The sequence below is a fragment of the Paenilisteria rustica genome (assembly GCF_013820765.1).
In the GTDB taxonomy this organism is placed as follows: domain Bacteria; phylum Bacillota; class Bacilli; order Lactobacillales; family Listeriaceae; genus Listeria_A; species Listeria_A rustica.
This window is the reverse complement of the sequence record NZ_JABJVM010000011.1, coordinates 1-13,755: the sequence shown is the minus strand read 5'-3', so window position 1 is coordinate 13,755 and position 13,755 is coordinate 1. Positions and strand designations below refer to the sequence as shown.

General features: G+C 47.2%; 13 protein-coding genes and 1 rRNA gene. All 14 read right to left on the bottom strand.

All coding sequences use genetic code 11. The features are described from left to right. Positions 1-24 precede the first annotated feature (24 nt). Positions 25-1,287, bottom strand: a complete 1,263-nt coding sequence (gene purD, locus HPK16_RS10935) for a phosphoribosylamine--glycine ligase (RefSeq protein WP_181676995.1) — start codon at positions 1,285-1,287, stop codon at positions 25-27. Positions 1,288-1,304: 17 nt separating this feature from the next. Continuing rightward, positions 1,305-2,834 (bottom strand): bifunctional phosphoribosylaminoimidazolecarboxamide formyltransferase/IMP cyclohydrolase, encoded by a 1,530-nt coding sequence (gene purH, locus HPK16_RS10930; RefSeq protein ID WP_181676994.1) that lies wholly within the window; start codon positions 2,832-2,834, stop codon positions 1,305-1,307. Beyond that, a complete protein-coding gene (gene purN / locus HPK16_RS10925; protein ID WP_181676993.1) occupies positions 2,831-3,391 on the bottom strand; it encodes a phosphoribosylglycinamide formyltransferase in 561 nt (186 codons plus the stop codon). Before purN ends, purH begins: the two co-directional genes overlap by 4 nt. Position 3,392: 1 nt before the next feature. Beyond that, positions 3,393-4,442 carry a phosphoribosylformylglycinamidine cyclo-ligase gene (purM, locus tag HPK16_RS10920; RefSeq protein ID WP_181676992.1) on the bottom strand — a complete coding sequence of 350 codons (1,050 nt, stop codon included), beginning with the start codon at positions 4,440-4,442 and terminating at the stop codon, positions 3,393-3,395. Between the two features lie 16 nt (positions 4,443-4,458). Then, positions 4,459-5,889 (bottom strand): amidophosphoribosyltransferase, encoded by a 1,431-nt coding sequence (purF, locus tag HPK16_RS10915; RefSeq protein WP_181676991.1) that lies wholly within the window; start codon positions 5,887-5,889, stop codon positions 4,459-4,461. Then, a complete protein-coding gene (gene purL / locus HPK16_RS10910; protein ID WP_181676990.1) occupies positions 5,874-8,099 on the bottom strand; it encodes a phosphoribosylformylglycinamidine synthase subunit PurL in 2,226 nt (741 codons plus the stop codon). Before purL ends, purF begins: the two co-directional genes overlap by 16 nt. Then, entirely contained in the window at positions 8,092-8,775 is a 684-nt protein-coding gene (purQ, locus tag HPK16_RS10905) for a phosphoribosylformylglycinamidine synthase subunit PurQ (protein ID WP_181676989.1), read from the bottom strand. The genes purL and purQ overlap by 8 nt, the downstream gene beginning before the upstream one ends. Positions 8,776-8,777: 2 nt before the next feature. Further along, positions 8,778-9,023, bottom strand: a complete 246-nt coding sequence (gene purS, locus HPK16_RS10900; RefSeq protein WP_036066366.1) for a phosphoribosylformylglycinamidine synthase subunit PurS — start codon at positions 9,021-9,023, stop codon at positions 8,778-8,780. Continuing rightward, a complete protein-coding gene (gene purC, locus HPK16_RS10895) occupies positions 9,024-9,731 on the bottom strand; it encodes a phosphoribosylaminoimidazolesuccinocarboxamide synthase (RefSeq protein WP_425487931.1) in 708 nt (235 codons plus the stop codon). Positions 9,732-9,830: 99 nt separating this feature from the next. After that, positions 9,831-11,123: an adenylosuccinate lyase gene (gene purB, locus HPK16_RS10890; protein WP_036061607.1), complete on the bottom strand. Its 1,293-nt coding sequence runs from the start codon at positions 11,121-11,123 to the stop codon at positions 9,831-9,833. Between the two features lie 19 nt (positions 11,124-11,142). After that, positions 11,143-12,267 (bottom strand): 5-(carboxyamino)imidazole ribonucleotide synthase, encoded by a 1,125-nt coding sequence (gene purK, locus HPK16_RS10885; protein ID WP_036061605.1) that lies wholly within the window; start codon positions 12,265-12,267, stop codon positions 11,143-11,145. Beyond that, positions 12,260-12,748, bottom strand: coding sequence for a 5-(carboxyamino)imidazole ribonucleotide mutase (gene purE, locus HPK16_RS10880; protein WP_036061604.1), 489 nt, complete (start codon positions 12,746-12,748; stop codon positions 12,260-12,262). The genes purK and purE overlap by 8 nt, the downstream gene beginning before the upstream one ends. A 172-nt stretch (positions 12,749-12,920) precedes the next feature. Then, positions 12,921-13,442 carry a DUF2179 domain-containing protein gene (locus tag HPK16_RS10875; RefSeq protein ID WP_220132324.1) on the bottom strand — a complete coding sequence of 174 codons (522 nt, stop codon included), beginning with the start codon at positions 13,440-13,442 and terminating at the stop codon, positions 12,921-12,923. Between the two features lie 193 nt (positions 13,443-13,635). Further along, positions 13,636-13,751: ribosomal RNA gene (rrf, locus tag HPK16_RS10870) — 5S ribosomal RNA — on the bottom strand. Positions 13,752-13,755: the final 4 nt, after the last annotated feature.

Sequence of the window (13,755 nt, the reverse complement as noted above, 5' to 3'; positions counted from 1 at the left end):
TTTGAGGTATACTGCACGTTTTTCTTATTTAACAGCTTTCGTCCCAATATCCATCCGATAAAAGAAATCTGGGTTATCAAGCTTCTTCATTTCTTTATAAAGTTGTGTTTGCGCTTCTGTCATCGATTCAGCTGTTGTCGACACAAGCAACACGCGCCCACCATTTGATAGAAAAGCATCGCCATCTTTTGCCCGCTTCGTTCCCGCGTGGAAAACCTCAGCTTCTACATCCGCAAGTCCAGTTATTACATTGCCTTTCGCGTACTCCTCAGGATATCCCGCACTCGCCAAGACAACGCCAAGTGTGACCCCATCCGACTCCCATTCAAGCGCTGGTTCCCGGTCGTGCAACAAAGCATCAATAACCTTCGCAAAATCAGATTTCAAGCGAGGCAACACCACTTGCGTTTCAGGATCTCCAAAGCGCGCGTTAAACTCAATCACTTTCGGCCCATCTTCGGTCACAATTAAGCCTGCATATAAAATGCCTGAAAACGAACGATCCTCCGCGACCATCCCTTTTGCCGCTGGAAATAAAATTTTCTGAATCGCTTCATCGACAGTGGTTTGCGCTATGTGCGGCACAGGCGAATAAGCGCCCATTCCACCCGTATTTGGTCCTTTGTCGCCTTCATATGCCCGTTTATGATCTTGCGCAATCGCCATCGGATACACTTTTTCACCGCGTACGAAAGCCATCAACGAAAATTCCTCACCAGCTAAAAAGTCCTCAATCACCACTTTCGCTGACGCTTCGCCAAACTTACTGTCCAGCATCATATCTTTTAAAGCAAGTACCGCTTCTTCCATATCAAAAGCGACCACGACGCCTTTCCCAGCCGCTAAACCATCCGCTTTTATCACGATTGGTACACCTTTTTCTTGTAGATACAGAGATGCTTTCTCGTAATCCGTAAACGACTCCGAATCAGCTGTTGGAATCGCGTATTTTTTCATGAACTGTTTCGCAAAATCCTTGCTTCCCTCAATTAAGGCTGCTTTTTTCGATGGTCCGAAAGCTTTGATCCCAGCTTCTTCAAAATCATCCACCAAACCGTTTAGCAGTGGTACTTCTGGACCGACAATGACCCAATCGACAGCCTGCTCTTTCGAAAATGAAATCAAAGCCGCCGCGTCTGTCTCTGAAATAGCGTGTGTTTCAATGCCATCGCCCAGCATCCCGTCATTTCCAGGCGCGCAAAATACCGTTTCTACATCGTTACTTTCAAGCAATTTCTTACTGATCGCATGCTCACGACCACCGCTTCCGACAACTAAAATTTTCATCGCATCGACACGCTCCTTTAATGTTTAAAATGGCGGACATGTGTGAGAACCATTGCAATACCGTGCTTATTCGCCATCGCAATCGAATCTTTATCCTTGATTGAGCCACCCGGTTGGATAATCGCTTTTATACCAGCTTTAGCCGCAGCTTCCACCGTATCGTCCATCGGGAAAAAGGCATCTGAAGCCAGAACTGCGCCCTGCGCCTTGTCTCCCGCTTGATTCAAGGCAATCAGCGCCGAGCCAATCCGATTCATCTGACCCGCGCCAATTCCAAGCGTTTGTGACGCATTTCCAACGACAATCGCGTTCGACTTCACATGCTTCACAATTTTCCACTGGGCAACAAGTGCTTTCCACTCATTTTCCGTTGGCTCTGCATCCGTCACGACTTCATACGTCGCCACATCTTCTGCCACCGCGTCGCCATCTTGCAGCAATAATCCACCAATCACCGACGTTTTTTCGACCGCGTTCACAGGACCCGCAAAAGGAACCGTCAGCAAGCGAATATTTTTCTTCTGTGCTAAAATCGCGAATGCCTCCTCCGAAAAACTAGGCGCGATAATGATTTCTAGGAAAATCTGACTCATATGTGTCGCCGTCGCCGCATCGACTTCCCGATTAATCGCAACAATCCCACCAAAAATCGAAGTTTCGTCTGCTCCATAGGCCTTCAAATACGCTTCCTCTGGCGTTGCACCAACACCGACACCGCACGGGTTCATGTGTTTCACAGCCACTGCTACAGGTTCCGTAAATTCAGAAGCTATCCGAAGCGCGGCATCCGTATCACGAATATTATTGTACGACAACTCCTTGCCGTGCAACTGTTTCGCCTCACTAATCGAGTTTTTCGTACCCAATGGTTCTGTATAAAAAGCCGCATCCTGATGCGGATTCTCGCCATATCGCAAATCTTGTTTCTTATTATAGGTCAATGTTAATTTTTCAGGGAATTCCTCTCCAACAATCTCCGTCAAATAACCCGCAATCAACGCATCATAAGCCGCCGTATGACGGAAAACCTTCGCCGCCAAACGCTGATTCGTTTCAAAAGTGACCGCGCCATGATCGCCAAGCTCCGCTAAAACAGGTGCATAATCCGCGCTATCCACTACGACCGTCACCGCCGCATAGTTTTTCGCAGCCGAACGTAACATCGAAGGGCCGCCGATATCGATATTTTCAATCGCCTCACCAAGCTTCACGCCGGGTTTCGCAATCGTTTCTTGGAACGGATATAAATTCACACAAACGAGATCAATTTTAGCAATATCATGCGCCTCAATCGCTGCCATGTGCGCCGCATCATCACGACGAGCAAGCAACCCCCCATGAATCGCCGGATGTAGCGTCTTCACACGCCCGTCCAACATCTCTGGAAAATCAGTCACTGCCTCAATCCCAATCACTGGAACCGCACTATCCTCTAAAGCCTTCTTCGTTCCACCCGTTGAAATAATCTCAAAACCAAGCCCCACAAGCGATTTCGCGAACTCCACGACACCTGTTTTATCTGACACACTAATTAACGCTCTTTTCATGATTGTCCCCCTATTATTTTTTTGACCACTTCTGGATAAAATGCATGCTCTACTTTATGTATTCTCGTCGCGAGCGATTCCACCGTATCTTCTGGCAAAATGGCAACCGACTGCTGTGCGATAATCGGCCCCGTGTCCATTCCAGCATCTACAAAATGCGCGGTGACACCCGTTTCCGTTACACCCGCGGCAAGTGCCTGACCCATTGCATCTTTTCCAGGAAACGCTGGAAGTAACGACGGATGCAAATTGATAATCTTGTTTTCATACGCTTCCAATAATGTCGACCCGATCAAACGCATATATCCCGCCAAAACGAGAAATTCTACCCCTGATTCCTGCAATTTAGCCACGATTTCCCGTTCAAAAACCGCTTTATCCGCGAAAGTCTTCGGAGCAAAGACAAACACTGGAATTCCAGCCGCCTCTGCCCGATCCAACACATACGCGCCCGGTTTATCGCAAACGAGCAACGCCACCGATTCCTTAATCATCGCGTCGTCCACAAGTGCCTGAAAATTACTACCCGATCCCGAAGCAAAAATCGCTATTTTCATCTTAGTTGCCTCCTGTAAACACGACTTGCGCGCCAGCTTCTTTCGGCGTCACTTTTCCGATCGTATACGCTTTTTCACCTTGTTCCGCTAAAATAGCAAGCGTTTGTTCCGCATCTTCTGCCGCAACAACAAGCACCATGCCAATTCCCATATTAAAAATGCCGTACATCTCGTCCGCATCAATTTCACCATAACTTTGCAACGCATCAAAAATCGGCAAAACTGGCCACGCGTCACGCGTAATCGACACCGCCAAATCCTCCGGCAATACACGTGGCAAATTCTCGATAAAACCGCCACCCGTCACATGCGAAATCCCATGCACCGTTACATTTTTAATCACTTCCAAAACAGGCTTCACATAAATCCGCGTCGGCGTCAACAGCTCATCACTAAGCGTCTTGCCCCCAAGCTCCGGCAAAACCGTATCCAGCGCAAAGTCATGCTCCTTAAAGAAAATTTTGCGTACCAACGAGTATCCATTACTATGAATTCCACTCGACGGAAGACCAATCAAGACATCGCCAGCCGCCACCTTTTCACCCGTAATCACGTCCGCCTTCTCGACCGCACCGACCGTGAATCCAGCCAAGTCATAATCATCCGCACCATACATGTCCGGCATCTCCGCCGTCTCACCGCCAACAAGCGCGCACCCAGCCAACTCGCAGCCATCCGCAACCCCTTTGACAATCTGCTCCATCTTGCCCGGAATCGTTTTTCCCGTCGCAATATAATCCAAGAAAAACAGCGGTTCCGCGCCCTGCGCCAAGATATCATTCACACACATCGCGACACAGTCCACGCCGATCGTATCATGCTTATCCGCCTCAATCGCAAGCAGCAACTTCGTACCAACGCCATCCGTCCCCGAAACAAGCACAGGTTCACGCAAGCCAAGCCCGCTAAGATCAAACATTCCGCCAAACGAGCCAATCGCGCCCATCACACCGTTGCGCTTCGTGCGAGCCACATGCTTTTGAATCCGCTCCACAACCTCATAACCCGCCTCTACATCAACGCCCGCCTTACTATACGCATTCTCTGCCATTTGCAAAATTCCCCTCTCAACGTGACTCGGCTTCTAAACTCGCCAAATATTCTTTTTCATAATCAAATAATTCCGTCGGGTAATCCCCGTTAAAATACGCCATGCAAAGTCCACCATAAGGCTCATCCGGATACGGCTTACCAACTGCTTCAACCAAGCCGTCCTCCGACAAATACGTCAGCGAATCCGCACCGATAATCCGACAAATTTCATCCACCGAATAATTCGCCGCAATCAACTCACTCCGCGTCTGAATATCAATCCCGTAAAAACACGGAAAAGCAAGCGGTGGCGAAGCAATCCGCACATGGACTTCTGCCGCACCCGCCTCACGCAATAACTGCACAATCCGGCGACTCGTCGTTCCGCGCACAATCGAATCATCAATCATGACTACCCGTTTGCCCTCAACAACACCGCGCACCGCCGACAATTTCATTTTCACACCTTGCTCCCGTAACTCCTGCGACGGCTCAATAAACGTCCGCGCCACATACCGGTTCTTAATCAAGCCCAGCTCATACGGAATGCCCGTTTCCTCCGCATAACCAATCGCCGCCGAAATACTCGAATCAGGAACACCCGTCACCACATCCGCCTCAACAAAAGCCTCCTTGGCCAACCGTTTCCCCATCCGTTTTCGCGCCGAATGGACATTAATTCCCGCAATATTCGAGTCAGGACGCGCAAAATACACATATTCCATACTACAAATCGAATGCTTCACGTCTTCCGTAAATTTCTCAATATGCAAGCCATCATCATCAATAATAATCAGCTCACCCGGCTCCACATCACGCACAAACTCCGCGCCAACCGTATCAAACGCACACGTCTCCGAAGCAATCACGTACGAATCACCAATTTTCCCAATCGAAAGCGGCCTAAAACCATTCGGATCAAGCGCTGCAATCAACTCATTCTCCGTCAAAAGCATATACGCAAAACCACCCTTGACCTTGTTCAGCGCCACTTTCAAATCCTCCACAAATGATTCCGTCTGGCTGCGCTTCAGCAAATGCGCCAGCACCTCCGTATCCGAACTCGTCTGGAAAATCGCGCCTTCCTCTTCCAACTCCTGACGTAGCGTCTGCGCATTAATCAAATTCCCATTATGCGCCAGCGCCAGACTCGAATTATGGAAGTGGAATAAAAACGGTTGAACATTGCTCAAACTCTTGCCACCAGCCGTTGCATAACGCACATGGCCAATCGCCGACTTCCCAACAAGATCATCCAGTTCCCCGTGCTTAAACACATCCGCAAGCAAGCCCAAGTTACGATGCCCCTTTAACGTCACGCCATCCGTCGACACAATTCCAGCACCCTCTTGCCCCCGATGCTGCAAACTATGCAGACCATAATACGTGATCTGCGCCGCACTCGGATGATTCCAAATCCCGAAAATGCCACATTCCTCGTTCAATCCTCTTATTTCAGTAGACATGGAATAGCCCCTTCCCAAACTTGTTTTAACTCACTAAGTTCGGCTGTAATTACTGATTTTTCCGTTTGCACCACCAATTTTGGCACCTCTGTGACTTTGCCTAAACGCACCACTTTTTCCGTTTCAAACAACTGCTCAAATTTTGCAGCATCATCCGCTTTCACCGATACCAAGAACCGCGATTGCGACTCACTAAACAACCATTCTTCCGCAAAAGGCACTTTGATTGCTGCGCCCAAATCGTTCGCAAAGCCTGCCTCAGCAAGCGCTACCGCCAAGCCACCTTCTGCCAAATCATGCGCCGAAGCAACAAGACCCTCACGAATCGCCGTCAACAAGAACTGCTGATAACGCTTCTCCACCTGCAAATCAAGCTCAGGCGCGCGACCACTAATTTTGCCCTGTTCCAGTTTTTGCAATTCCGAACCACTAAATTCCGGCTTCGTTTCGCCGATTAAATAAATCACATCGCCCGCCGCTTTGAAACTTTGCGTCGTAATATGCGCCACATCCTCGACCAAACCAACCATTCCAATCACCGGCGTTGGATAAATTCCTTCGCCATCCGTCTCATTATACATCGAAACATTCCCCGAAATAACTGGTGTATCAAGCTCTAAGCAAGCCGCACTAATGCCGTCCGCCGCCTTCTCAATCTCCCAGAAAATTTCCGGTTTCTCCGGATTCCCAAAATTCAGACCATCCGTAATCGCCAGCGGTTTCGCGCCCGAACAAACAATATTCCGCGCAGCTTCCGCAACCGCAATTTGGCCACCTTTTTCAGGATCCAAATACAAGTAACGTGAATTACAATCCGTCGTCATCGCAATCGCCTTATTCGTACCACGAACCCGCAGTACCGCCGCATCCGAACCTGGCGCAACCGCCGTATTCGTCCGAACTTGGTAATCAAACTGCTCATAAATATGACGTTTACTCGCAATCGTTGGCTGTCCAAGTAGCGTTTTCCAAGTCGCCACAACATCCGTCACAACCGGCGCAAAAGCCTCTTCCGCTTGGAAATCACGATAACGCTGCGGCTCCGATGAAGGCTTATGATACACAGGCGCATCCTCAGCAAGCGCATCAACCGGCACATTCGCCACAACCTCCCCGTGATGTACAATTTTATACATCTTGTCATCCGTCACCGTTCCAATCGTCACAGCCTCCAAGCCATAACGCTCAAACAGCGCCTTAATTTCCGCCTCATGTCCTTTTTTCACACATAAAAGCATCCGTTCCTGCGACTCCGAAAGCAACATTTCATACGCCGACATATGCGTTTCCCGTTGCGGCACATCATCCATAATGAGCTCCAAACCAGACCCAGCCTTCGATGCCATCTCCGAACTCGAACTTACCAAGCCGGCCGCACCCATATCCTGGATCCCAATCAAAATATCCGAATGATCGCGAATCAAGTCCAGACACGCCTCCAGCAATAATTTCTCCATAAACGGATCGCCAACTTGAACCGCCGAACGCTGCTGCTCGCCCTCTTCACTAAATTCCACCGAAGCAAAAGTTGCACCATGAATCCCGTCGCGCCCCGTTTTCGCACCAACGTACATCACTGGATTACCAACACCAAGCGCCTGACCTTTTTGAATATCCTCTTTTGCAATCAGGCCAACACACATCGCATTCACCAGCGGATTCTTCGCATAACACGGATCAAATTGCACCTCGCCGCCAACCGTCGGAATCCCAATCGAATTCCCATAACCAGCAATCCCAGCCACAACCTCATTCACCAAATATTTCGTATGCGGATTATCAATCTCACCAAAACGAAGCGAGTTCAGCATCGCAATTGGACGCGCGCCCATCGAAAATACATCGCGAATAATGCCACCAACACCAGTCGCAGCGCCTTGATACGGCTCCACATAAGACGGATGATTATGACTCTCCACTTTAAAAGCAACGCCAAGTCCATCACCAATATCGACAATCCCAGCACCCTCACCAGGACCTTGCAACACTTGCGGGCCCTCCGTCGGGAACTTGCGCAACACCGGTTTTGAATTTTTATAACTACAATGTTCCGACCACATTACCGAAAACAAGCCCGTCTCCGTATAGTTCGGTTTTCTCTTCAAAATATCACAAACAAGACCATACTCACTCTCACTGAGCCCCATCGTCTCATAAATTTTCTGTTCCTCAATTTGCGCCGCTGACGGTTCCTGATTCACATTAAGCATGTACTTGTTCCTCCTTCCAAGCCTTCAACATCGATTTAAAAACACCAAGTCCAGCCGTTCCACCAACAACGTCCTCCACAGCACGCTCCGGATGCGGCATCATACCAAGTACATTTCCAGCCTTATTCGTAATCCCAGCAATATTCGCAATACTCCCATTAGGGTTTTCCGAAGCATATGTGAACACAATTTGCCCATTCGCCCGCAATTCCTCAAGCGTCACATCATCACAATAATAATTCCCCTCACCATGCGCCACAGGAATCCGAATCTCCTCCCCAACCGCATATTCCGACGTAAACATCGTCTCCGCGTTCTCCACACGCAAACTCACCGTTTTACAAACAAAATGAAGATTATTATTCCGAATCAAAGCCCCAGGAAGCAACCCGCTCTCCGCCAAAATCTGAAAACCATTACAAACACCAAGCACCGGTTTCCCAGTTTCCGCAAACCGCACCACTTCCGGCATAATGTTCGCAAATTTCGCAATCGCGCCCGTCCGCAAGTAATCCCCATACGAGAAACCACCAGGAAGAAGCACCGCATCAAAACCGTCTAAACTCGTCTGGGCATGCCACACATATTCCGCCTCTTCCCCGAGCGCATCTTCTATCGCATGCAACATATCTAAATCACAATTCGAACCTGGAAATTGAATGACAGCAAATTTCATCCTTAAGCCTCCTCGATTTCATAACGATAATCTTCCATCACTGGGTTTGTCAGCAACTTATCACACATTTCATCCAAGACCGCATGAATATCACGATCCGATTTCGCCACTTGAAGTTCCATATATTTTCCAATCCGGACATCCTCAACCTCGCCATAATTCAAACTCTTCAGCGATCCCATCACAGCCGTCCCTTGCGGATCCAACACACTTTTCTTCAACGTCACAAACACCTTCACATTATACATTCAAACAACCTCCTTTAATCTTTTCAAAACTTCCTCATAAACCGCAGTTAAATTCCCAATATTCCGACGAAAGACATCCTTATCCAGCTTGGCATTCGTATCCCGATCCCATAATCGGCACGTATCCGGCGAAATCTCATCCGCAAGCAAAATATTCCCGTTCTCATCACGCCCAAATTCTAATTTAAAATCAATCAGCGTAATATTCATTTTTGCGAATAATTCACACAACACCACATTAATCTCAAGCGCCGCCTGCTTCAAAATCGCAATCTCATCCTCCGTCGCCGCCTCTAAATAAAGCACATGCGCATCATTAATAAACGGATCATCCAGCGCATCTTCCTTATAATAAAACTCCACAATTGGCCGTGATGTCGGCGTCCCCTCTGGAACCCCAAGACGCTTAGCAAGACTTCCCGCAATCACATTTCGCACCACAACCTCAAGCGGAATAATCTCCACCGAGCGCACCAACTGCTCCGTATCCGACAACTGCTCCACAAAATGACTCTTAATCCCAGCATCTCGCAAATATGTAAAAATCCGCGACGTAATCTCATTATTCAAGCGCCCCTTACTCGCAAAACTCTCCTTACGCTCCCCGTTCAGCGCCGTTGCATCATCCTTATACGCCACCCGCAACACGCCATCCTGATTCGTACTAAACAACCGTTTCGCCTTACCCTCATACAATAAATTCGCCACTATGAAAAGTCTCCTTTAAAATCAGAATTTTGACCCATATAAAGCATGAAAAACCATGAAGACACCGTAATCCCTCATAGTTTTTCATGATGCATTTCCTTAAAGTCCTAAGCGTTTAAAAATCATATCCACCTGTTTCAAATGATAATTATAATCAAAACAGCCATCAATTTCATCCTGAGAAAGCAAATCCGTAATCTTAGGTTCCGCCTCAACTAGCGTCTTAAAAGGCACTTGTGTCTCCCAAGCTTCCATCGCCTTAGGTTGCACCGTATCATACGCCTCCTCACGAGCCATCCCCTTATCAATCAGCGTCAACAACACACGCTGCGAATAAATCAGACCCAGCGTCCGGTCCATATTGCGCTTCATATTCTCCGGGAACACCGTCAAGTTCTTCACGATATTACCAAAACGATTCAAAATATAATCAAGCAAAATCGTCGCATCCGGCAAAATAATCCGTTCTGCAGAAGAATGCGAAATATCACGCTCATGCCATAACGGCACATTCTCATAAGCCGTCACCATGTGCCCACGAATCACACGCGCTAAGCCAGTCACATTCTCCGAACCAATCGGATTACGCTTATGTGGCATCGCAGAAGACCCCTTTTGCCCCTTCGCAAAAAACTCTTCCACTTCACGAACCTCACTCTTTTGCAGCGCACGAACCTCCACAGCAAATTTCTCAACAGAAGTTGCAATCAAAGCCAGCGTCGCCATATAATCCGCATGACGATCCCGTTGCAACGTCTGCGTCGAAATCGGAGCCGGCGTCGTACCTAATTTCTCACATACATACTCCTCCACAAAAGGATCAATGTTCGCATACGTCCCAACAGCTCCAGAAATCTTCCCGAATTCCACACCATCAGCAGCACGATTAAACCGCTCCAAATTCCGCTTCATTTCCTCATGCCAAAGCGCTAATTTCAAGCCAAACGTCGTCGGCTCCGCGTGCACACCATGTGTCCGCCCCATACAAACCGTATGCTTATACTCTTTCGCTTTGTTCGCCAAAATCTCGATAAAACGCTCCAAATCCGCACGTAAAATTTCATTGGCCTGTTTCAAAATATACGAATTAGCCGTATCCACAACATCCGTTGACGTCAAACCATAATGTACCCACTTGCGCTCATCACCAAGCGATTCCGACACACTTCTCGTAAACGCCACCACATCATGACGCGTCTCAAGCTCAATCTCCTGAATCCGCGCCACATCAAACGTCGCATTTTCACGAATCTTCGCTACATCCTCTTTCGGAATTTCACCAAGCTCCGCCCAAGCCTCACAAGCTAGAATCTCAACTTCCAACCACGCCTGAAAACGATTTTGCTCCGTCCAAATATTGCCCATTTCTTCTCTCGTATACCGTTCAATCATTGTTTCTCAAATCCCCCAATTAACTCCAAATTTGCATTGCACGTAATTTTTCTATCTCCACAAGCGGATTATCACTGAGCACCGTTATATGCCCCATTTTGCGATCAATCTTCGCCTCTTGTTTTCCATAATAATGAACAAACCATTCCGGATGCGCGTCCAGCACCTCATTCACACCATCCACATGTTGCCCCAAAATATTCACCATCATCGCCGGACGCAACAACTCCACTTCCAAAAGCGGCAATCCAGCAATCGCTCTGATATGCTGCGTAAACTGCGAAATATTACAAGCCTCAATCGAAAAATGTCCCGAGTTATGCGGTCTAGGAGCCAGCTCATTTACATAAATCGCACCCGAACTCGTCACAAACATCTCAACAGCCAGCACACCTTCCAAATGAAGATATTCCGCCAACTTCACCGCAATAGACTCCGCCTCATGAACCGATTCCGTATCAAGCGTCGCCGGCACAACCGTCGTGTGCAATATATTGTTCTTATGATCATTTTCCGCCACGGGAAATGTCTCAATTTGTCCAGCAGCATTACGCGCCACGATCACTGAAACCTCCCGCTCAAACGGAATCCAAGCCTCCAGCACACACGTCCCAAAACGCAGTAAGCCAAGCGCCTTATCAATATCATCCTCACTTTGAATCACATACTGCCCCTTACCATCATAACCACCCTGCGTCGTCTTAAGCACCGCCGGATAGCCCAAACTGCTAATATGCTGAACAATATCATCCTTATCTACAATCACCGCATAAGGCGCCAAATTAATATTAATCGACTCCAAATACGCTTTTTCTAAAATACGATCCTGCGTAATCGACAATAACTCCGAACCTTGCGGAACACGAACAATGTCTTCAATCGAACGAATCGCATCATTATCCACATTTTCAAATTCATATGTCACAACATCACTTTTCTCAGCCAATTCCTTCAAAGCTGCCAGATCTGTATAATTCGCAACAATCTGCTCATCCGCCACTTGCCCACACGGAGCATCCACAGTAGGATCAAGTACAATCACTCGAAATCCCATCGCTTTTGCAGCCAAAGCCATCATTCGGCCTAACTGCCCACCTCCGATAATTCCAATCACGCTGTTTGGTAATAAATACGTTTTACTCAAGAGAATCACTACTTTCTAGAACATTTTCTTCTAGTGTATCACGTCTATTTTCCAAACGGCTAGCAATTACCTCATTTTCGACCGATAAAATTTGCGCAGCGAGCAACCCAGCATTTACCGCACCCGCCTCACCTATTGCGACAGTAGCGACTGGAACCCCTCCAGGCATCTGCACAATCGATAATAAAGAATCCAGTCCATTTAACGCTTTTGACTTCATAGGAACACCAATAACAGGTAAAGTCGTCTTCGCAGCAACCATACCTGGCAAATGAGCCGCGCCTCCAGCCCCTGCAATAATGACCTTAATCCCGCGACTTCTCGCATTTTCTGCATATGTAAACATCAAATCCGGTGTGCGGTGTGCAGAAACAACCTTCTTCTCATAAGCAATTTCAAGTTCTTCCAATACCTCACATGCCTTCCTCATCGTCTCCCAATCAGAAGTACTTCCCATAATGACACCAACTTGTGCACACATTCAATGTTCAACTCCTCAACATTCTTATTTTATCCAACACTATTTGACCTCTTCATTCTAACAATACCTGTCAGCAAAGTCAACCAAAAAATCGAACGATAAAAAGAAAGTCTATTTTAATGTTCGTGTTTAGTCCCATTTTTAACAAAAAAAAGAAACTCTCCGTAGAAAGTCACTTTTTCTTAACTCCACCACGTACCTGCTTAACCCAAAAGCCACCATAAATCTGCTTAGGCTCCGATGATACAATAAAAGCCTTATCATCAATCGCAATAATACGCTGATACAATTTATTCTCATTTTTACGAGGTGTTAATATCTCCAACATCATTCGCTCTCCGTCACGTCCACTAGCAATCCAGCTAGTAACCCCATAACCCGCGTTCCTAATCTGATTAGCTAAATCCAAGTTATAGTCCTTCGTGATCACATTAACCGTAATATACCCTAGAGCAAGCCGCTCCTCAATCTTCATACCAACAATAATACCTACTCCAAAACCAAGCGCATACGCCGCAATGTTAGCAATATCATTCAAGTTACTCATAACCATCCCAAGGGCAACAATATAGACCACAATCTCGAATACACTCACAATAGCCGCCCGATAACGATACCCTTTCATCGTCATCAATAATCTCACCGTATTCAGCGACACATACAAAATATTAATAATAAAAATCGTGAGCACCATTCCAACAGCATCTCCCACATCAATCCCCCCTCATACACAGCTCTTACCTATATTTTCACTAATTACAATATCTCAAACCTAATCCTACCTTAAAATCTTATAACTATCAATAACCCCTTAACAATACCAACAAAAAATTTATGAAAGACAAATAAAAAAGCACTCAACAAAAAGTGAGTACTTCATATACATTGCCCGGCGACGACCTACTCTCACAGGGGGAAGCCCCCTACTACCATCGGCGCTGAAAAGCTTAACTTCCGTGTTCGGGATGGGAACGGGTGTGACCTCTTCGCCGTAACCACCAGACAAT

Excerpts from the sequence above, each read along its gene's own strand:
- purD (WP_181676995.1), bottom strand. The coding sequence starts at position 1,287 with ATGAAAATTTTAGTTGTCGGAAGCGGTGGTCGTGAGCATGCGATCAGT.
- purH (WP_181676994.1), bottom strand. The coding sequence starts at position 2,834 with ATGAAAAGAGCGTTAATTAGTGTGTCAGATAAAACAGGTGTCGTGGAG.
- purN (WP_181676993.1), bottom strand. The coding sequence starts at position 3,391 with ATGAAAATAGCGATTTTTGCTTCGGGATCGGGTAGTAATTTTCAGGCA.
- purM (WP_181676992.1), bottom strand. The coding sequence starts at position 4,442 with ATGGCAGAGAATGCGTATAGTAAGGCGGGCGTTGATGTAGAGGCGGGT.
- purF (WP_181676991.1), bottom strand. The coding sequence starts at position 5,889 with ATGTCTACTGAAATAAGAGGATTGAACGAGGAATGTGGCATTTTCGGG.
- purL (WP_181676990.1), bottom strand. The coding sequence starts at position 8,099 with ATGCTTAATGTGAATCAGGAACCGTCAGCGGCGCAAATTGAGGAACAG.
- purQ (WP_181676989.1), bottom strand. The coding sequence starts at position 8,775 with ATGAAATTTGCTGTCATTCAATTTCCAGGTTCGAATTGTGATTTAGAT.
- purS (WP_036066366.1), bottom strand. The coding sequence starts at position 9,023 with ATGTATAATGTGAAGGTGTTTGTGACGTTGAAGAAAAGTGTGTTGGAT.
- purB (WP_036061607.1), bottom strand. The coding sequence starts at position 11,123 with ATGATTGAACGGTATACGAGAGAAGAAATGGGCAATATTTGGACGGAG.
- purE (WP_036061604.1), bottom strand. The coding sequence starts at position 12,748 with ATGTGTGCACAAGTTGGTGTCATTATGGGAAGTACTTCTGATTGGGAG.
- HPK16_RS10875 (WP_220132324.1), bottom strand. The coding sequence starts at position 13,442 with ATGGTGCTCACGATTTTTATTATTAATATTTTGTATGTGTCGCTGAAT.